The 19,512-nt window shown below is 63.1% G+C and carries 18 protein-coding genes; 4 read left to right on the top strand and 14 right to left on the bottom strand.

Annotation, left to right across the window (positions count from 1 at the left end; translation table 11 throughout):
- Positions 1-8 precede the first annotated feature (8 nt).
- Together alaS and recA are read right to left on the bottom strand one after the other, a co-directional pair.
- A complete protein-coding gene (gene alaS / locus LB536_RS14905) occupies positions 9-2,675 on the bottom strand; it encodes an alanine--tRNA ligase (protein WP_224593758.1) in 2,667 nt (888 codons plus the stop codon).
- 272 nt (positions 2,676-2,947) lie between these two features.
- Positions 2,948-4,048 carry a recombinase RecA gene (gene recA / locus LB536_RS14900; RefSeq protein ID WP_013895892.1) on the bottom strand — a complete coding sequence of 367 codons (1,101 nt, stop codon included), beginning with the start codon at positions 4,046-4,048 and terminating at the stop codon, positions 2,948-2,950.
- Positions 4,049-4,349: 301 nt separating this feature from the next.
- Here recA and LB536_RS14895 point away from each other — a divergent pair, with 301 nt between their 5' ends.
- Both LB536_RS14895 and LB536_RS14890 read left to right on the top strand, forming a co-directional pair.
- Positions 4,350-5,294 carry a carbohydrate kinase family protein gene (locus LB536_RS14895; protein WP_224593756.1) on the top strand — a complete coding sequence of 315 codons (945 nt, stop codon included), beginning with the start codon at positions 4,350-4,352 and terminating at the stop codon, positions 5,292-5,294.
- 57 nt (positions 5,295-5,351) lie between these two features.
- Positions 5,352-6,269 carry a pseudouridine-5'-phosphate glycosidase gene (locus LB536_RS14890; RefSeq protein ID WP_224593754.1) on the top strand — a complete coding sequence of 306 codons (918 nt, stop codon included), beginning with the start codon at positions 5,352-5,354 and terminating at the stop codon, positions 6,267-6,269.
- Between the two features lie 188 nt (positions 6,270-6,457).
- Here LB536_RS14890 and LB536_RS14885 read toward each other — a convergent pair whose 3' ends face one another.
- Positions 6,458-6,781, bottom strand: a complete 324-nt coding sequence (locus tag LB536_RS14885) for a TfoX/Sxy family protein (protein WP_224593752.1) — start codon at positions 6,779-6,781, stop codon at positions 6,458-6,460.
- Between the two features lie 90 nt (positions 6,782-6,871).
- On the opposite strand from LB536_RS14885, the gene LB536_RS14880 reads away from it, so the two are divergent.
- A complete protein-coding gene (locus tag LB536_RS14880) occupies positions 6,872-7,369 on the top strand; it encodes a GFA family protein (protein ID WP_224593749.1) in 498 nt (165 codons plus the stop codon).
- Between the two features lie 104 nt (positions 7,370-7,473).
- Here LB536_RS14880 and sufA read toward each other — a convergent pair whose 3' ends face one another.
- The 7 genes from sufA to LB536_RS14845 form a co-directional block, all read right to left on the bottom strand.
- Positions 7,474-7,854, bottom strand: a complete 381-nt coding sequence (sufA, locus tag LB536_RS14875) for a Fe-S cluster assembly scaffold SufA (RefSeq protein WP_224593746.1) — start codon at positions 7,852-7,854, stop codon at positions 7,474-7,476.
- A gap of 102 nt (positions 7,855-7,956) precedes the next feature.
- The gene (locus tag LB536_RS14870; RefSeq protein ID WP_027143659.1) at positions 7,957-8,349 is read right to left on the bottom strand and encodes an SUF system Fe-S cluster assembly protein; all 393 of its coding nucleotides are present in this window, start codon (positions 8,347-8,349) and stop codon (positions 7,957-7,959) included.
- A gap of 5 nt (positions 8,350-8,354) precedes the next feature.
- Complete coding sequence (locus LB536_RS14865; protein ID WP_224593743.1) at positions 8,355-9,596, bottom strand: cysteine desulfurase; 1,242 nt, start codon at positions 9,594-9,596, stop codon at positions 8,355-8,357.
- 175 nt (positions 9,597-9,771) lie between these two features.
- The gene (gene sufD / locus LB536_RS14860) at positions 9,772-11,040 is read right to left on the bottom strand and encodes a Fe-S cluster assembly protein SufD (RefSeq protein WP_224593738.1); all 1,269 of its coding nucleotides are present in this window, start codon (positions 11,038-11,040) and stop codon (positions 9,772-9,774) included.
- A gap of 39 nt (positions 11,041-11,079) precedes the next feature.
- Positions 11,080-11,835 carry a Fe-S cluster assembly ATPase SufC gene (gene sufC, locus LB536_RS14855; protein WP_224593735.1) on the bottom strand — a complete coding sequence of 252 codons (756 nt, stop codon included), beginning with the start codon at positions 11,833-11,835 and terminating at the stop codon, positions 11,080-11,082.
- A 30-nt stretch (positions 11,836-11,865) separates the two neighbouring features.
- The gene (gene sufB / locus LB536_RS14850) at positions 11,866-13,383 is read right to left on the bottom strand and encodes a Fe-S cluster assembly protein SufB (protein ID WP_224593733.1); all 1,518 of its coding nucleotides are present in this window, start codon (positions 13,381-13,383) and stop codon (positions 11,866-11,868) included.
- 215 nt (positions 13,384-13,598) lie between these two features.
- Positions 13,599-14,759, bottom strand: a complete 1,161-nt coding sequence (locus LB536_RS14845; protein WP_224593730.1) for a cysteine desulfurase family protein — start codon at positions 14,757-14,759, stop codon at positions 13,599-13,601.
- A gap of 254 nt (positions 14,760-15,013) precedes the next feature.
- Between LB536_RS14845 and LB536_RS14840 the strand changes: the two genes are divergently transcribed.
- Positions 15,014-15,688, top strand: coding sequence for an alpha/beta hydrolase (locus LB536_RS14840; protein ID WP_027028091.1), 675 nt, complete (start codon positions 15,014-15,016; stop codon positions 15,686-15,688).
- A 96-nt stretch (positions 15,689-15,784) separates the two neighbouring features.
- On the opposite strand, the gene LB536_RS14835 is transcribed toward LB536_RS14840, so the two are convergent.
- Genes LB536_RS14835 through LB536_RS14820 form a run of 4 tightly spaced genes read right to left on the bottom strand, consistent with a single transcriptional unit; the run spans position 15,785 to position 19,373 of the window.
- Entirely contained in the window at positions 15,785-16,606 is an 822-nt protein-coding gene (locus tag LB536_RS14835) for a phosphatase PAP2 family protein (protein WP_140809290.1), read from the bottom strand.
- 25 nt (positions 16,607-16,631) lie between these two features.
- A complete protein-coding gene (locus LB536_RS14830; protein WP_224593726.1) occupies positions 16,632-18,281 on the bottom strand; it encodes an ArnT family glycosyltransferase in 1,650 nt (549 codons plus the stop codon).
- Positions 18,282-18,313: 32 nt separating this feature from the next.
- A complete protein-coding gene (locus LB536_RS14825) occupies positions 18,314-18,646 on the bottom strand; it encodes a lipid-A-disaccharide synthase N-terminal domain-containing protein (protein WP_140755232.1) in 333 nt (110 codons plus the stop codon).
- Positions 18,639-19,373 carry a glycosyltransferase family 2 protein gene (locus tag LB536_RS14820; protein WP_140755234.1) on the bottom strand — a complete coding sequence of 245 codons (735 nt, stop codon included), beginning with the start codon at positions 19,371-19,373 and terminating at the stop codon, positions 18,639-18,641. The genes LB536_RS14825 and LB536_RS14820 overlap by 8 nt, the downstream gene beginning before the upstream one ends.
- Positions 19,374-19,512: the final 139 nt, after the last annotated feature.

The following is a 19,512-nucleotide window of genomic DNA, read 5'->3' as shown; positions in this document are numbered from 1 at the left end:
TGTGACTTTCAGGCTGCCTCCAGCGCCGCCCTTACCGCGGCGATCGCATCATTGGCTTTTGACGCATCCGGGCCACCGGCCTGGGCCATGTCGGGGCGGCCGCCGCCGCCCTGCCCGCCCAATGCGGCGGAGGCCACGCGTACCAGGTCGACGGCGCTGAAGCGGCTGACGAGATCATCGGTGACGGCGACCACGACGCTCGCCTTGTTGTCCTCGCCAGCGCCAACGAAGACGACGACGCCAGAGCCAAGCGAAGTCTTGCCGGCGTCGGCAAGCGGCTTCAGATCTTTTGGTGATACGCCGGAAACCGCCTTGCCGAGGAAGCCGACGCCAGCGACGATCTCGTTGGCGGCTGGCGCATCGGCAGGCGACCCGCCGCCCAGCGCCAGCTTCTTGCGCGCTTCGGTCAGGTCCTTCTCGAGCTTCTTGCGTTCTTCGAGCAGCGCTTCGACGCGCGCTGGCACATCTGCCGGCGAGATCTTCAGCGTGGCGGCGGCCGCCTTCAGCCGCCTGTCCTGTTCGTCGAGATGTTTTCGCGCGGCTTCGCCTGTCAGCGCCTCGATACGGCGCACGCCTGCGGCGACCGCACCGTCCGAGACGATGCGCACGAGGCCGATATCGCCGGTCGCCCTGACATGCGTGCCGCCACACAGTTCGACCGAATAGGGCCGATTGGCCTTGGCGCCATGCAGGCCCGTGCCCATCGAGACAACGCGCACTTCATCGCCATATTTCTCTCCGAACAGCGCCATCGCGCCCTCGGCAATGGCGTCGTCGACCGACATCAGGCGCGTGGTGACCGGGCTGTTCTGGACAACGATCTCGTTGGCCATGCGCTCGACCTCATCGAGCTCCTCGGCCGAAATCGGCTTGTTGTGCGAAATATCGAAGCGCAGGCGCTCGGGTGCGACCAGCGAGCCTTTTTGCGCGACATGGGTGCCCAGCACCTCGCGCAGCGCCTCGTGGATCAGATGCGTCGCGGAATGGTTGGCGCGTAGCCTGGAGCGCCTGGCATGATCGACCTTCAGTTCGACCGCGGCACCCGTCTTGACCGTGCCCGCGATCACCTTGCCCAGATGCACGAACAGACCATCGGCCTTCTTTTGTGTATCGGAGATCTCGACCGAGAACCCCTCACCCGAGATAACGCCGGTGTCGCCCATCTGGCCGCCGGATTCGCCATAGAACGGCGTCTGGTTGACGACCACGGCGACCGCATCGCCCTTGGCGGCGCTGTCGACGGTCTTGCCGTCCTTGATCAGCGCCTGGATGAGGCCCTCAGCCTGCTCGGTTTCGTAGCCGAGGAATTCGGTGGCGCCGGTCTTTTCACGCACGGAGAACCAAACCGTCTCGGTGGCCGCCTCGCCGGATCCGGCCCAGTGCTTACGCGCTTCCGCCTTCTGCTGCTCCATCGCATTGGTGAAGCCGGCGAGATCGACCGAAATGCTGCGCTGCCGCAGGGCGTCCTGTGTCAGGTCGAGCGGGAAGCCATAGGTGTCGTAGAGCTTGAATGCCGTCTCGCCATCCAGCATGTCGCCGGCGCCGAGCTTCTCCGTCGCCTCGGAGAGCAGCCCGAGGCCACGCACCAGCGTCTTGCGGAACCGTGTCTCCTCGAGTTTCAAGGTCTCGGTGATCATCGTTTCGCCACGCACCAGTTCCGGATAGGCCTGGCCCATCTCGCGCACCAGCGCCGGTACCAGCTTCCACATCAATGGATCTCGGGCGCCGAGCAACTGCGCATGGCGCATGGCGCGGCGCATGATACGGCGCAGCACATAGCCGCGGCCTTCATTCGACGGCAGCACGCCGTCGGCGACCAGGAAGGAGGACGAGCGCAGATGATCGGCAATGACGCGGTAGGACGCAACCGTTTCCGCATCGGGCGCGCGCCCAAGCGCGGAGGACGCCACATCGATCAAATGACGGAACAGGTCGGTCTCGAAGACGCTCTCCACCCCTTGCAGGATGGAGGCCATGCGCTCCAGTCCCATGCCGGTGTCGATCGACGGGCGTGGCAGGTCGACCCGCTCCTCCTTCGTCACCTGCTCATACTGCATGAACACCAGGTTCCAGAATTCGAGGAACCGGTCGCCATCCTCCTCCGGACTGCCGGGAGGGCCGCCCCAGATGTGCTCGCCACGGTCGATGAATATCTCCGAGCATGGGCCGCAGGGTCCGGTGTCGCCCATCGCCCAGAAATTATCCGAGGTCGGGATGCGGATGATGCGATCGTCGGAGAAACCAGCGATCTTCTTCCAGAAGCCGGCCGCCTCATCGTCCGTGTGGTAGACGGTGACCAGCAGCTTGTCCTTCTTCAGCCCGAATTCCCTGGTGATGAGGTTCCAGGCAAGTTCGATGGCGCGCTCCTTGAAATAATCGCCGAAGGAGAAATTGCCGAGCATCTCAAAGAAGGTCAGGTGGCGCGCGGTATAGCCGACATTGTCGAGGTCGTTGTGCTTGCCGCCGGCGCGAACGCTTTTCTGGGCGGTGGTGGCACGCGAATAGGGCCGCTTCTCCAAACCGGTGAAGACATTCTTGAACTGCACCATGCCGGCATTGGTGAACATCAATGTCGGATCATTGCGTGGCACGAGCGGGCTCGAGGCCACGACCTCGTGGCCCTCCTTGCGGAAATAGTCGAGAAAGGTCGACCGGATCTCGTTCACGCCACTCATGGATACTGCCTTTTCGAGAGAGCCGCCGGCCGGACCGGCGGGAGATGGCTCTGTGTTTTCTAGAAGATGGAGTTGGCCTTTTAGCCGTAGCTCTTGACCCTGTCCAGAAACACGGAATTGGGCCAATTCGCGCCTTGCACCGGCATTTGCGCGGACGCGCAAACGAAAACCGCCGGCGCGAAGGCCGGCGGTTTGGAACGCGATACTACAGAACTCTGTTACTTAAGCATCAGATGTTAGGCTGGTTTTATGGCCAAACTCTGGCCGTTACCCTACATCGCGCCGGCTTCGTCCTCGAAACCGTCGTCGCCATTGCCTTCAGAGCCACCATTTTCAAGGAATTTTTCGGCGATCAACCCGGCATTCTGCCTGAGCGCCAGTTCGATCTCGCGCGCGGTGTCGGGATTGTCGCGCAGGAACAGTTTGGCGTTTTCGCGGCCCTGGCCGAGACGCTGCGAATTGTAGGAGAACCAGGCGCCCGACTTCTCGACCACGCCGGCCTTGACGCCGAGATCGACCAGTTCGCCGGTCTTGGAGACACCCTCGCCATACATGATGTCGAACTCGACCACCTTGAAGGGCGGCGCCAGCTTGTTCTTGACCACCTTGACGCGGGTCTGGTTGCCGACCACCTCGTCGCGATCCTTGACCGAGCCGATGCGGCGGATGTCGAGGCGCACCGAGGCGTAGAATTTCAGCGCGTTGCCGCCGGTCGTCGTCTCAGGCGAACCGAACATGACGCCGATCTTCATGCGGATCTGGTTGATGAAGATGACCATGGTGTTGGAGCGCGAGATCGAGGCGGTCAGCTTGCGCAGCGCCTGGCTCATCAGGCGGGCCTGCAGGCCGGGCAGCGAATCGCCCATCTCGCCCTCGATTTCGGCACGCGGCGTCAGCGCCGCCACCGAATCGACCACCAGCACGTCGATGGCGCCGGAACGGACCAGCGTGTCGCAAATCTCCAGCGCCTGCTCGCCGGTGTCGGGCTGCGAGATCAGCAGGTTTTCAAGATCGACGCCGAGCTTGCGAGCGTAGACCGGATCGAGCGCGTGCTCGGCGTCGACGAAGGCGCAGATGCCGCCCTTCTTCTGGGCTTCGGCCACGGTGTGCAGGGCCAGCGTCGTCTTGCCCGAGCTTTCCGGCCCGTAGATTTCGATGATGCGGCCGCGCGGCAGGCCGCCGACGCCGAGCGCGATGTCGAGGCCGAGCGAGCCGGTCGGCACCGTTTCGATCTCGACGACCTGCTCGTTGGCGCCGAGCCGCATGATCGAGCCCTTGCCGAAAGCCCGCTCGATTTGCGACAGCGCCGCATCCAGAGCCTTTGATTTGTCCACTGCCTTATCCTCTACCAGCCGCAAAGAATTCTGAGCCATGATACATCACCCCTTGGTCGTCAATGAAGGCCGGACAATCCGTAATCCCTGCCATTTTGTACCTTTTTTGTTCTCATTTGGCAAGGGGTGACAACCAACTGAAAAACAAGCGATATCCCAATTTGTTCTTTTTTTGTCTCGCAACCCCGGGCAGGAGAGGGCTCCGCCCGGCAGGAACAAGCTCCGCATTGGGCCAGACGGCTCGATCCTATCGCCCGGCCGAATCGCCGTCCTGCATGCGAAGCTCTGTCGCGCATTGTAGCGCTTGTGCGTCTGCAACAACAAAGGTCATATCGCCGCCATGGTGGAATCCCTAGAGATACTGGCCGTGGGCGGCGCCCATATCGACCGGCGTGGCCAGGTATCCGGCCCCTATGTGCCGGCCGCCTCCAATCCCGGCACGATGCGCGAGGATGTCGGCGGTGGCGTCTTCAATGCGTTGCGCAGCATGGTGCGGCGCGGCCTCTCCGCATCGCTGCTCTCGGTGCGCGGCGGCGACGCGTCAGCCGATACGGTTTCACGGGCCATCGCCGAGGCAGGCATCGTCGATTTGTCGGCGGTGTTCCTCGACCGTACCACGCCGAGCTATACGGCACTGATCGATCGCGAAGGCGAATTGATCGTCGGCTTTGCCGATATGGCATTGTACGACCTGGCCTTTCCCAAGCAGATCCGGCGTTCCAAGATACGCCAGGAAGTGGCCGCCGCCGATGCCATCCTGTGCGACGCCAACCTGCCGTCGGCCGCGCTGGAGGGGTTGCTGTCGCTCGCCGCCGGCAAACCGGTTTTCGCCATCGCGATTTCGCCGGCCAAGGTGACGCGGCTGATACCGGTGCTCGGCGGGCTGGCTCAGCTCTTCATGAACCGACGGGAGGCCGTTGTACTGGCCGACGTCAATGCAAGTGCCGCCGAGCGGGAAATGATCGACGGCTTGCGATGCAGCGGCCTTGCCAGCGGCGTGATCACGGCAGGCAGTGGCCCCGTGCTGGGTTTCGATGAGACAGGCGCCTTTTCGATCGTGCCGCCTGCTCCCAGAAAGGTCGCCGATGTCACCGGCGCCGGCGACGCGCTGGCGGGCGCGACGGTCGCGGCACTGCTGCGCGGCCTGCCGTTGCGCCAGGCCCTGCGCGAAGGCGTCGCGGCGGCAACGTTGGCCATCGAAAGCGCCAACGCCGTGCCCGAATTCACCGCGGCGAGCTTCGCGGAGGCGCTGGCCCTTGTGCCGGATGCCAGGGAAGTGGCATGAGACCGGCAAATTCATAGAGCGCAGGGGATGCGCCGCACTCCGGATTGGAGATCAGAGATGACGCCAGAAACCGCCCGCCCTTTCATCGATATCCACGCACCGGTGGCGCAGGCCCTGGCGGCCGGGCGTGCGGTGGTGGCGCTCGAAAGCACCATCATCACCCATGGCATGCCCTATCCCGACAATGGCGCCATGGCCGCCAATGTCGAAAAGATCATCAGTGACGGCGGCGCGGTGCCGGCGACGATCGCCGTGATTGGCGGCCGCATCAAGATCGGCCTCTCCGACGGCGAGCGCGAATCGCTGGCGATGACGGGTGACGCCATGAAGCTGTCGCGTGCCGATCTCGGCTTCGCCGTCGCGCAGGGACGCACGGGCGGCACCACGGTCGCTGCCACGATGATCGCGGCTGACATGGTCGGGATAAAGGTGTTCGCCACCGGTGGCATCGGCGGCGTGCACAAGGGCGCGGAAAAGAGTTTCGACATCTCGGCCGACCTCGATGAACTGGCGCGCACGCCGGTCATCGTCGTCTCGGCCGGCGCCAAGGCGATCCTCGACATCGAAAAGACGCTGGAGGTGCTGGAAACGCGCGGTGTCCCAGTGGTCGGCCATGGCTGCGAGACGATGCCGGCCTTCTGGTCGCGGCAGTCGCCGTTCCGGGCGCCATTGACCCTGCACAAGCCGGAAGACATCGCGCATTTCTACCAGACGCGCCTGGCTCTGGGGCTCAGCGGCGGCTTGCTGGTCGCCAATCCGGTGCCGGAAAACCATGAAATCCCCGCTGAAGAAATGGCCAGCTACATCGAAGCCGCGCAGAAGGCGGCCGAAGCCCTCAACGTCACCGGCAAGGCGGTGACGCCGTTCCTGCTGGGAAAAATCCTCGAACTCACCGGCGGCCGCAGCCTGAAGACAAACATCGCGCTGGTCGAGAACAATGCAAGGCTGGCAGCGCGGATAGCGAAGGCGCTGTAGTTTCTCGCGACGAAGGTCCCCCTCACCCGGATTGCCAAGACCGAATTGCAAAAGAGCAATTCGGGGCAATCCGACCTCTCCCCGAAGGGAGAGGAGCTGGCTAGCGCCGATGTCGACCTCTTCTCCCCTCGGGGAGAAGGTGGCCGCGAAGCGGCCGGATGAGGGGGCTGCCTCGCGCTTACGGGAATCTACCTCCCGGCGCGCCGCCCCGCCTCATAGGCGCGGCGTGCCCACACCGTCATTTCGTCCGGATCGTCGAAAGCGCTGTCGGGAATGCTCCAGTAGGGCATCGCCACCAGCTTGCCGTGGCGCGTGCCGGTATAGGTCCACTGCCGGCAGCCCGCGGCTTCGAAATCCGGTGCGCCTTGCTCGTCGGCTTTCAGCAGCAATTCGCCGCGCAGCACGATGGCGACGATGACGCCGTCGAAATAGATGCCCTTGCCGCCGAACAGCTTTCGGATGCTGACCGGACCGAGGCCCTCAAACAGTTCGGCGATGCGTTCATTGTCCATGCCGCGATCATGTCACCGGCATTTGGCCTTGTCATCGCCGCAACCAAAATTCATGGTGACAGGTTGAGGCTATCCTGTCGGAGTTTTGCCATGCCTGTGCTGCTCAAGGGGTCCTGTCGCTGCAACGCCGTGCGTTTCGAAGTGGAAAGCCACACGCCGGTGCCGTTCATGCTGTGCTACTGCTCGATCTGCCGCAAGCAGCAGGGCGGCGGCGGCTTCGCCATCAATCTCGGTGCCGACTACAAGACGCTGAACATCAGGGGCAAGAGGAGCCTTGGCGTCTATCGCGCCGAGATCGAGGACGACGAGCATCCCCACTGCGAGGTCTCGACCGGCGAGCGCAATTTTTGCCGCAAATGCGGGTCAGCGCTGTGGCTCTACGACCCGACCTGGCCAGAACTGGTGCATCCCTTCGCCTCGGCGATCGACAGCGACCTGCCGAAGCCGCCCGAAAAGGTGCATCTGATGCTGAAATACAAGGCGAACTGGGTCGAGCCCGATGTCGGGCCGAAGGACAAGGTGTTCGACGTCTATCCTGAGGAATCGATCGCCGACTGGCACAAGCGGACAGGCATGTGGGTGGATTAGCGGCAGATAGATGGGAGAGAGCGGCGCCAAATTCTGAGAGGCAGGCGCTGCCCCTCATCCGGCCCTTCGGGCCACCTTCTCCCCGTAAACGGGGCGAAGGAAGGCTAGGCCGAAGCGCGCGCCTCGGCCAGTGCTTTCAGATCGGCTGGCTTCAATTCGACCGATTCACCGCAGCCACAGGCCGAACTCTGGTTCGGGTTATGGAAGGCAAAGCCGGTGCGCAGCGTTGTCTGTTCGAAATCCATTTCGGTGCCGAACAGGAAAAGGGCGGCCTCGGGCGCAACATAGACATGGGCGCCATCGCGCTCGATATGGTCGTCCTTGGTGTTGGGTTCGGTCACCAGATCGACCGTGTATTCCATGCCGGCGCAGCCGCCCTTCTTGATGCCAAGGCGAATGCCATGCGCGTTGTCGCGCGTGGCGACGATCTCGCGCACCCGGTCGGCGGCCTTTTCGGTCATCGTGATGACGGCAAAGCGTCCCATGTTTTTTCCTTCTCCATTCCCTGCAGGTTCAAGGCCTGCCGAATGATTCCTCACCTAAAATGGTGAAGTTTTACCACTGGCGCAAGTGTACCAGGCTCGGCGCTAGTACCAGCCCACCGCGACCTGCGCCTCTTCCGACATGCGGTCGGGCGTCCAGGGCGGATCGAAGGTCATGTTGACCTCGACCCCGGACACGCCTTCGACCGCGCCGACGGCGTTCTCGACCCAGCCTGGCATTTCGCCGGCCACCGGGCAGCCGGGCGCGGTCAGCGTCATGTCGATCTTGACCGAACGGTCGTCCTCGACGTCGATCTTGTAGACGAGGCCGAGTTCGTAGATATCGGCCGGGATTTCCGGGTCGTAGACCGTCTTCAGCGCCGAGACGATGTCATCGGTCAGCCGCGCCAGTTCATCTGCGGGGATGGCCGAGGCGGAAACGACGCTGTTGCCGGCGGTTTCCGGCGTAGCTTCGGTGGTGGTGCTCACATCATCCATGGTCGTCACCCGAAAAACTTGCGCGCTTTTTCAAGCGCCTCTGCCAAAGCGTCGACTTCGGCCCTGGTATTATACATGCCGAACGATGCCCTGCATGTGGAGGTTACGCCAAAGCGTTTCAACAGCGGCTGGGCGCAATGGGTGCCGGCACGGACAGCCACGCCTTGCCTGTCTATCACCATCGATACGTCATGGGCATGAATGCCTTGCAGTTCGAAGGAGATGATGGCGCCCTTGCCAGGCGCATCGCCGAAGATGCGCAGCGAATTGATGGCGCGCAGGCGCTCATGGGCATAATTCTTGAGGTCTTCCTCGTGTGCCGCGATGCGCTCACGCCCGACAGAGTCCATGTAGTCGAGCGCGGCACCCAGTCCGATCGCCTGGACGATCGGCGGCGTGCCGGCCTCGAAGCGGTGCGGCGGCTCGTTGTAGGTGACGATGTCTTCCGTCACCTCCTCGATCATCTCGCCGCCGCCCATGAAAGGCCGCATACCGGCGAGACTATCCTTCTTGCCGTAGAGCACGCCGATGCCCGAGGGGCCGTAGACCTTGTGGCCGGTGAAGACGAAGAAATCGCAATCGAGGTCCTGCACGTCGATGGGCATGTGCACGGCGCTCTGGCTGCCGTCGACGAGCACCGGGATGCCACGCGAATGCGCGATCCGGACGATTTCCTTGATCGGCGTCACCGTGCCCAGCGCATTCGACATCTGCGTGATGGCGACGAGCTTGGTGCGATCGGTCAGGCGCTTTTCGAATTCCTCGATGTGGAAGACGCCGAGGTCGTCGACCGGCACCCAGACCAGCTTGGCGCCCTGGCGTTCGCGGATGAAATGCCAGGGAACGATGTTGGAATGGTGCTCCATGATCGACAGCACGATCTCGTCGCCCTCGCCGATATTGGGCATGCCATAGCCATAGGCGACGGTGTTGATCGCTGAGGTCGTGTTCGAGGTGAAGACGATGTTGTCGGTGCTTGGCGCGTTGAGGAAACGGCGCACCGTTTCTCGCGCCTTCTCATAGGCATCGGTAGCGGCATTGGAGAGGAAATGCAGGCCACGATGGACGTTGGCGTATTCCTGGGAATAGGCGTGCTGGATGGTATCGAGCACCACCCGCGGCTTCTGCGCCGAGGCGCCGTTGTCGAGATAGACGAGCGGCTTGCCATAGACTTCGCGCGACAGGATCGGGAAGTCACGGCGGATCGCCTCGACGTCGTAGGGGGTGGTCTCGATCTTCTGGTCCATCACAATCCCTTTTGAGGCACCGCCTCACTCCGCCACGCACCCCTCATCCGTCTCGGCGCTGCGCGCCGATCTACAACGGGAGAAGGTCGGGCGCTCTTCCTTCTCCCCTTGTGGGGAGAAGGTGGCCGCGAAGCGGCCGGATGAGGGGTTGGTCGAGGCTACGCCTCGACCCACTTCACCCGTGCGTCAAAAACCACTCATCGAGCCGCGCTTCCAGCGCCTCGACGATCGCCTCGTCGTCCAGTTCCTCGATCACCTCCGCGACGAACGCCTTGACCAGCAGGCCACGCGCGCTCTTTTCGTCGACGCCGCGCGCCATCAGGTAGAACAAATGATCGTGGTCGATCTCGGTGACCGTCGCGCCATGACCGCAGACCACGTCGTCGGCAAAGATTTCGAGCTCCGGCTTGGTGGAGAACTCGCCGTCGTCGGACAAAAGCAGCGTGTTGCAGGCCATCTTGGCGTTGGTCTTCTGCGCATATTGGTGGACGTTGATGCGGCCCTGGAAGACGCCGCGCGCCTTGCCGGTCACCACGTTGCGGATGACCTCGGTCGACGTCGTGTGCGGCACGGCATGGTCGAGCACCATGGTCACGTCGGTGTGGGTGTCGCCGGCCAGCAGGTTGATGCCGCGCAGCTTGAAGTCGGCGCCCTCGCCTGTCGTCTTGACCATGATCTCCTGGCGCACTAGCCTGCCGCCGGCGTTCATGACGAACAGCGTCAGTTTCGCATCCTTGCCGATATGGGCCTTGAATTGCGCCAGATGCGTTGCCGTTTCCGGCTGTTCCTGGACGATAAGCCACGTCACCTCGGCGCCCTCGCCGAGCACCAGCTGACTGACCGAGCTCGTCAGCGCCGCGCCCTCGCCGGCCTGGCGTTCGACGATGACCGCCTTGGCGCCGGTGCCGACCCGTACCGGCAGGCGCACATGGGTCTGACCGCCGGCCTGCAGGTTCTGCAGCTCGATCGGCTTTTCCAGCTCCGTGCCATCGGCGATGTCGACGAAATAGCCGTCGGCGACGAAGGCGGTGTTCAACGCACCGATGGCATCGTCGCTGCCATAGGGATCGAGCCCTGGCGCAATGCTGCCATCGGTCAGCTTTTCGGACAGGCGCTGGACGCTGACGCCTTCGACGACCGGCGCCTTGGCGCTCGAGACCCCGTTCAACAGGCTCAGAACCGTCGAACCGTCGACGATTGGCGCGATGGCTTTCGCGGCGGCGGCCGGATCGAAGTCCGGCACCGCATTCAACAGCCGGCGCAGATCGGTGTAATGCCAGGATTCGATGCGCCGCGTCGGCAGGCCGTGCTTGACCGCCTCGATGGCGTCGTCGCGCTTCAGCATGACAGCGCCGTCGCCCGGCAGCAGCGACAGTCGGTCACCGAACGCGTCGATCAACGCGGTCTCGGCCGGTGTCCGCTGCGGTTGTGTGTGCATGTTCATCAGTCTCGCCTGTCTTTTGGAACAAAATGACTTGGCATCTCACGCGGCTTCGCCGATCACGCCGGCATAACCGTTGGCCTCGAGGTCGAGCGCCAGCGACTTGTCGCCCGACTTGATGACCTGGCCCCTGTAGAGCACGTGCACGCTGTCCGGCACGATGTGCTCCAAAAGGCGCTGGTAGTGGGTGATGACGACTATGGCGCGCTCCGGCGAGCGCAGTGCGTTGACGCCGTCCGAGACGATCTTCAGCGCATCGATGTCGAGACCGGAATCGGTCTCGTCGAGCACGCAGAGCTTTGGCTCAAGCAGCTTCATCTGCAGGATCTCGGCGCGCTTCTTCTCGCCGCCGGAGAAGCCGACATTGAGCGGCCGCTTCAGCATCGCCATGTCCATGCTGAGCGAGGCGGCGGCTTCCTTCACGCGCTTCAAAAATTCCGGGATCTTCAGCGGCTCCTCGCCACGCGCCTTGCGCTGCTCGTTCATGGCCACCTTGAGGAATTCCATGGTCGCGACGCCCGGTATCTCCATCGGATACTGGAAGGCGAGGAAGATGCCGGAAGTGGCACGCTCGGCCGGGTCCATTTCGAGGATCGACTGGCCGTTGTAGAGAATGTCGCCTTCGGTCACCTCATAGTCCTCGCGGCCGGCGAGGATGTAGGAGAGCGTCGATTTGCCCGAGCCGTTCGGCCCCATGATGGCGGCGACCTCGCCGGCTTTCACCGTCAGGTTCAGGCCGCGGATGATTTCTGTGCCGTCATCGACGATGCGGGCGTGCAGGTTCTTGATCTCAAGCATTTTTGTTTCCTGAATATTTGTCTGGGCCGGTCAGCCCACCGAGCCTTCCAGCGAGATGCCGATCAATTTCTGCGCCTCGACCGCGAATTCCATCGGCAGCTGCTGGATGACATCCTTGACGAAGCCGTTGACGATCAGCGCGATCGCTTCCTCTTCCGGAATGCCGCGCTGCATGACGTAGAACTTCTGGTCCTCGGAAATTTTCGACGTCGTCGCTTCGTGCTCGAACTGCGCCGTCGAGTTCTTGGCTTCCATGTAGGGCACGGTGTGCGCGCCGCACTGGTCGCCGATCAGCAGCGAGTCGCAGTTGGTGAAGTTGCGGGCGTTGGTCGCCTTGCGATGCGCCGAGACCTGGCCGCGATAGGTGTTCTGCGAGAAGCCGGCGGCGATGCCCTTGGAGATGATGCGGCTCGACGTGTTCTTGCCGAGATGGATCATTTTGGTGCCGCTGTCGACCTGCTGGTAGCCGTTCGACACCGCGATCGAATAGAACTCGCCGCTGGAATCGTCACCGCGCAGGATGCAGCTCGGATACTTCCAGGTGATCGCCGAGCCGGTCTCGACCTGCGTCCACGAGATCTTCGAACGGTGGCCACGGCAGTCGCCGCGCTTGGTGACGAAATTGTAGATGCCGCCCTTGCCCTCGGCATCGCCGGGGTACCAGTTTTGCACCGTCGAATATTTGATCTCGGCATCGTCAAGCGCCACCAGTTCGACCACCGCGGCATGCAGCTGGTTCTCGTCGCGCTGCGGCGCCGTGCAGCCCTCGAGATAGGAGACGTAGGCCCCCTCCTCGGCGATGATCAGCGTGCGCTCGAACTGGCCGGTGTTCTTCTCGTTCATGCGGAAGTAGGTCGACAGCTCCATCGGGCAGCGCACGCCCTTGGGCACGAAGACGAACGAGCCGTCGGTGAACACGGCCGAATTCAGCGTCGCGTAGAAATTGTCGGAGGTCGGCACGACCGAACCGAGATATTTCTGGACCAACTCAGGATGCTCGCGGATCGCTTCGGAGATCGAGCAGAAGATGACGCCGGCCTGCGCCAGCTCCTTCTTGAAGGTGGTGACGACGGACACGGAATCGAACACGGCGTCGACGGCGACGCGGCCCGATTTGTAGACGTTGTCGCTGATTTCCTCGAACTCCGAGACGTCGGTCTTCTGCACGCCGGCGAGGATTTCCTGCTCCTTCAACGGAATGCCGAGCTTCTCGTAGACCTTCAATATCTCGGGATCGACGTCGCTGAGCGAAGTCGGTCCGGGCGTGCTCTTGGGCGCCGCGTAATAGTAGATGTCCTGGAAATCGATCTTGGGATAGTTGACGCGCGCCCAGGTCGGCTCTTCCAGCGTCAGCCAGCGCCGATAGGCTTCCAGGCGCCACTCCAGCATCCAGGACGGTTCATCCTTCTTGGCCGAAATGAAACGGATGATGTCTTCGCTCAGGCCCTTGGGAGCCTTGTCGACAGCGATCTCGGTTTGGAATCCGTATTTGTATTGGTCGACGTCGATCTTTCGGACCCGATCGATCGTGTCCTGCACAGCAGGCATATGCGTTCTCCATCCACGCCGGGGTCAAGGCCCGACAGTTTTCAAACTATGGCACCGCCGATTGGACGCCGAGCAGCGTCCGCGGCAGCGTAAGTTCAATATAGTGCGCCTCGACCGGAAATTCACCCGGCCAGCATGAAACGCACGGCTCTACCAGGCCGAAGCCCAAATCCGTTTTTCTCAAGCATCGGATTTTCGGTCCGATGCTCAAACCGCTACGCGGCTTTCTCTCTACCCGCCCGGCGCGCGGCAATGCCTGCCAGCGCGGCGCGGAACAGTTCGATGTCCTCGGCTCCGGTCGCGGCACCGACCGACACGCGCAAGGCGCCAAGGCTGTCACCGTACCCCATGGCCTTCAGCACATGGCTCGGCCCAACCTTGCCCGACGAGCAGGCGGAGCCGGCGGAAAGCGCCACGCCCGCCAGATCGAAGGCGATCTGGGCGGTCTCGGCTTTGACGCCGGGAATAGCGAAGAATGTCGTGTTGGCAAGCCTTGGTGCGCCGGCTCCGAAGATTTCCACATCCGGCACCAGCGTCTTGATCGACGTTTCGACCGCATCGCGACGCTGACGCACGGCACCGATGGCGTTCAGTCCGGCCAGGGCTTCTCGCGCGGCGGCGCCAAAACCGGCGATGCCGGGCAGGTTCTCGGTGCCGCCACGGTGGCCCTTCTCCTGGCCGCCGCCATTGATCAGCGGCCTCGGCATCATCAGGTCGGCGGCGGCAACGATGGCGCCAGCGCCCTTGGGGCCGCCGATCTTGTGCGAGGACAGAATCACATAGTCGGCGTATCCAGCCGACATATCGATGGAAACGCGGCCCGCGGCCTGGACGGCGTCGACGGCAAGAATGCCGCCCGCCGCCCTGACGATCTCCGCGATGCGATCGATCGGCTGGATGACGCCGGTTTCGTTGTTGGCGGCGTGGATCGCGACCAGCGGCAAGCCATGGGCCTTGTCGTGACCGCCTAGCGCCGCCGTCAAGGCGTCGAGACTGACGATGCCATCAGCGCCGACACCGATCCGAGTCACCAGGTCCGCCGGGAAGCGTCCGCCATTCAGCAGGCACGGATGGTCGGCCTCGCACACGTAGAGCCGGCTCATGCGAATGGCGCCGCGCCCCATCCGCCAGTCCGGCGTCAGGAGCGTCGAGGCAGCCTCGGTCGCGCCCGAGGTGAAGACGACATGCTCAGCCTTGCCGTTGACCAACGCCGCCACGTCGCGCCTGGCATTCTCGACCAGCCTGCGCGCGGCACGCCCCTCGGCATGGACCGACGAGGGGTTGGCTGCGTCAAACGCCGCGACCATGGCCTCGCGCGCCGCTGAAAGCAGCGGCGCACTGGCATTATAGTCGAGATAGGCGCGTATCGCGGCCATTTTCGTCCAGTTCTTCCCGTCCGAAGCCATTCCGCCGACGTATGGCGTTATTTCCTTGAAATTCCAAGGCAAGCCGTCCTATTTACGCGGCTTGCGGCGAGTGCGACCGGGCGATCGCGTTTCGGCCACCCAGTTTTGAACAATTCTAAACTAGCTTCTAGGAAGACGCTCGCCCTGCGTCAAGGTCTGTGGAAGCGCGGCCAGAGGAAGAGTTCCGGGCGCCGCGCACTTGTATATGTCACGTGGAGTATTTCATGCCTGAGGTCATTTTTACCGGTCCGGCTGGCCGCCTGGAGGGACGCTACCAGCCCTCGAAGGAAAAGAGCGCGCCGATTGCCATCGTGTTGCATCCGCACCCGCAGTTCGGCGGCACGATGAACAACAAGATCGTCTATGACCTTTTCTACATGTTCCAGAAGCGTGATTTCACCACGCTGCGCTTCAATTTCCGCGGCATCGGCCGCAGCCAGGGCGAGTTCGACCACGGCACCGGCGAGTTGTCGGACGCGGCAGCCGCGTTGGACTGGGTCCAGTCGCTGCATCCGGATTCCAAGAGCTGCTGGGTGGCCGGCTATTCGTTCGGTTCGTGGATCGGCATGCAGCTCCTGATGCGCCGGCCCGAGATCGAGGGCTTCATCTCGATCGCGCCGCAGCCCAACACCTATGATTTCTCGTTCCTGGCGCCCTGCCCGTCCTCGGGCCTGATCATCCACGGCGACGCCGACAAGGTGGCGCCGCCGAAGGACGTGCAAGGCCTGGTCGACAAGCTGCATACGCAAAAGGGCATCACCATCACGCAGAAGACCCTGCCCGGCGCCAACCATTTCTTCGCCAACGACGCCGATGTGCTGATCGAGGAATGCGCCGACTATCTCGATCGCCGGCTGGCGGGAGAATTGTCCGATCCGCGGCCGAAACGGCTGCGCTAGGACATCGGGCGATCTGCATTCGCGGCTATGAGTGGGCGGGCAATGCCCGCCTCCTCGACATGTGTCTTGCCGCCGTGCTGATAGTCCGGCAGCGATCTATTTTTCCGGGGCAATGAGCCGGAACGATGGCTTGCGGACCGGCAATCCTGAAGGTGCCGGCCGGAAGATGAAGCCAAGCCTGGCAAAGACCAGTCCGCACGCCAGCGCGAAGGCGCAGCCGAGGCCGAAGCCGGCAACGGTGTCGCTCGGATAGTGCGCGCCGACGAAGACCCTGGTCGAGGCGACGCAGGCCGTGACCGCCAAAGCGATGTACCAACGTCGCGGGAACAAAAGCAGCAGGATACCGAACACGGCACCCATCGTCGTGGCATGGCCGGACGGAAAGCCGGCAAAGCGCGCATCGAAGGCAAAAGGGTGCAGCGCAAGGACGCCGAAATCCTGGAAGTAGAGCGGGCGGGCCCTGCCAATGGCATATTTCAGGACATTGACGGTTAGGCCGGACAGGCCAACGGCGCTCAGCACCAGGAAAGCCAGACAAGTCCAACTGTAGACCAGCATCAGCGCGCGCCGCGAAAGGCTTCGCCAATCCGTCAGATTGGCCGCCACAAGCAGCAGCGCGGACGGGATGAGATACCAGCCGCCCAGTCCGAATTGCGTGAAGAACTCGGCAAGCCTGGCCACATCAGGCGACCATTGGCCATGCGCCACCCCTGCCGGCGTATCGAGACGGACAAAGGCCGCTGCCGTCAGAAAGACCCAGACCAGGCCCCACGCCCACCACGAAATGTTGGGATAGCGACCCGGGCGAACGGCAAGGCGCCGTCTTGCGATCTGCAGGGTGTCGCGAAAATTGCCAAGGGATCGGCGTCCTATCCCGAGGAGCGATCTGGAAACTGGAGGGCGCGATTTCACGAGCATTGGGAACTCGACCCCATCATTGAAGTCATTGCGCGATACGGTAGAGACCGAGCGACAGTTTGTCTCCCGACGAATAGTTGAGGCCGTCGACTTCGGCGAGGCGGTTCGCCGACTTGCCTTGCACGGACAGCATGCCATTCAATTTCTGTTCGTCGCCGATCGGCACCAGGCCCAAGGAGCAAGCAGGATCGGCGAGCAGATGTTCCGCCACGCCACCGACATCGGTCAGCACCGTTTTCGTGCCGACCAGGAACACCAGGCTCGGCTCCTGATAGCGCGCCGAGGCCAGCACCGTCGTGTCGCAAGGTTTGTTGGCGCGCACCGCTTCCTTGATCGCCGGGCTCAGCCAGATCGGCTTCAGCGACGGGGCGATGACCCCGAACAGCAAGGCGTAGGCGATACCCGCACAGGCTGCGGTGGCGCCGATGCGGGGCAGCGGCACCTGCAACTGTCGCGAAAAAGCGAAATAGCCTGCGCCGAGCGCGGCCGCGGCCGCCGGAATGCTCCACCAGGAGAAAGTGTGGGCAAGGTAGATCGGCGCTCCGATGCAGACCGCCGCCAGGCCAAGGCTGACCACGACAAGACCGAATGCGGTCGACCACCACAACCATTGCTGCCAGGGCCTGAGCGGCGCATTGGCGTCCTGCGGTTGCAATGTCAGCAGCCAGCCGATCAGCAGCGCCATGCCGGGATAGGCCGGCAGGACATAATGCGGCAGCTTGGTGGGAATGAGTTCGAAGACGAGCCAGAACGGAACGTACCAGGCGAGGCAGAAGCGCAGCCTGACATCGTCGCGCAGACGGTTGAGGGCCTGCAGGCCAGCGCCGACCGCGATCAGGCCGAATGGCCACATGAACAGCGAATAGGTTAGCATATAGAAGCCGGGCGGCAGGCCGTGCGATTCCGCGCCTGACGCGACCTTGCCGAGCATGTCCTTGCCGACGGCCTGCTGCAGGAAAGCACCGTGGCTCTTCCAGGTGATCGCGGCAAGCCAGGGCAGCGCAATCACCAGGACAAGCAGCAAGCCGCGCCCAATCCTGAGTTTCGAGAGCCAGCGCCCATCGCGCTCGAAGGCGAACAGCGCCGCGATGGTCAACGCGGACAGTAGCGGCGCGATCGGCCCCTTGATCAGGATCGCGGCCCCTTGCGCGATCCAGAAGATCCACCAGAGATGGCCGGCGACCGGTTCATTGCGGCGCGATGCGAGATAGATCTGCCCCAGCGCGCCTTGCGCCGCCACGCAGCAGGCCAGCAGCATCGCATCGGTCTTGGCGTCGCGGCCCTCGAAAGCCGTGGCGAAGATCGCGGCCATCACCAGGCCGGCCGCGAGGCCGGCATTGGCACCGAAAAGATTGGTCCCTGTCCAGGCAATCGCCAGCACGGCAATGGCAATGCCAAGTGCCGAAACCGTGCGATAGACCCAGATCGGTGCCTCGGCTCCCTGCCCGCTCAGCGCCACGGCCGCCGATTGCAGCCAGTAGATCCCGATCGGCTTCTGATAGCGCGAGGTCTCCTGAAAGCGGATGTCGACATAGTCGCCGCTCTCGACCATCTGTTTGGTGGCCTGGACGAAGCGCGGCTCGTCACGGTCGATCGGCGGCATGGAAGCCAGCCCCGAAGCCGTCATCGCCAGGCTGAACAGGAAGAGGAAGATGTAGTTCCTGTTCAACGCCATTTTTGAGCCTCTCCGATCATTTCTTTTTGGGCTCAATCGACCTTGGTCATCGCCGCCTTGCGCTCATTGGCGATCAGCCAGAGATTTCTGATGTAGATGAACATGCCCATGGCCTGCCCGGCGATGAACACCGGATCCTGACGCTGGATGGCATAGATCAGAAGCAGGCCGCCGCCGAACAGCGAGAAGAACCAGAAGGCCACCGGCACGACGCTGCGCTTGGCCTTTTCCGAGGCGAGCCACTGCACGACGAAGCGCATGGTGAAGAAGAACTGGGCGATGAAGCCGAGCAGCACCCATGCGTCGAATTGCATGATGAAGACCTGGTGAAGCCAGGTCGCCAATTCCTGAAGCACGTTAACCACGCCTGATTTCCTCTATCTTTGGCATTCTGCGGCGCCTGCGGCGCAACCACCAGACGCCACAGAGATCGAGCACGCCCTGCAGGCCGCGATCGAAAATGCCGTAATTCGATTTGCCGTGCCGGCGCGAGCGGTCGACCACGTCGCAATGCACGACGCGATACCCCTCCTGGATGACCAGGGCTGGAACGAAGCGATGGGTGCCGTCGAAGAACGGCAGTTTGCGCAGGATATCGGTATGAACCGCCTTCAGGCCACAGCCGGTGTCGCGCGTCTCGTCATGCAGGATGGCGTTTCGCAGCCAGTTGGCAAAACGCGACGCCAATTGCTTGACCTTGCTGTCGCGACGCTTGAGGCGCTGCCCTTGCGCGGCGCCGAAATCGGGGCCGGCCTGGCGCAGCGCATCGACCAGAACCGGAATGTATTGCGGATCGTTCTGGCCGTCGCCGTCGATGGTCGCGACGATGCCGCCCCGTGCCGCCCAGGCGCCCGAACGCACCGAGAGGCTCTGGCCGGCGGACTTCTGATGCCGCAACTCGCGTAGCGCAAACGGGCGACGCGCGGCCTGTTCGGATAGCACGGCAGCGGTCTCGTCGGTCGAGCCGTCATTGACGATGATCAGTTCGAAGTCGCGGCCAACCATCGCCGCCTCGATCTCGTCGATCAGCAGCGGCAGGTTTGCCGCCTCGTTCCTGCAAGGAATGACAATGGATATCAATGCGTCCGGCATGTCGCGTCGGGGCTCTGTCGTCGGATATGGCATTTTGTGGATGCCGTGCGGTGCCGCTTGAGGTCGTGGGCTGCAAGAACCTTTTGGCGCGGCGCCTCATTACGCCAGCCGAAACGATGAAGCAAGCATCGCAGCCGGA

The sequence above is a fragment of the Mesorhizobium sp. ES1-3 genome (assembly GCF_020164795.1).
GTDB lineage: Bacteria > Pseudomonadota > Alphaproteobacteria > Rhizobiales > Rhizobiaceae > Mesorhizobium.
Note: the sequence above shows the minus strand (reverse complement) of the source record. Positions and strands in the feature narration are given on the sequence as shown.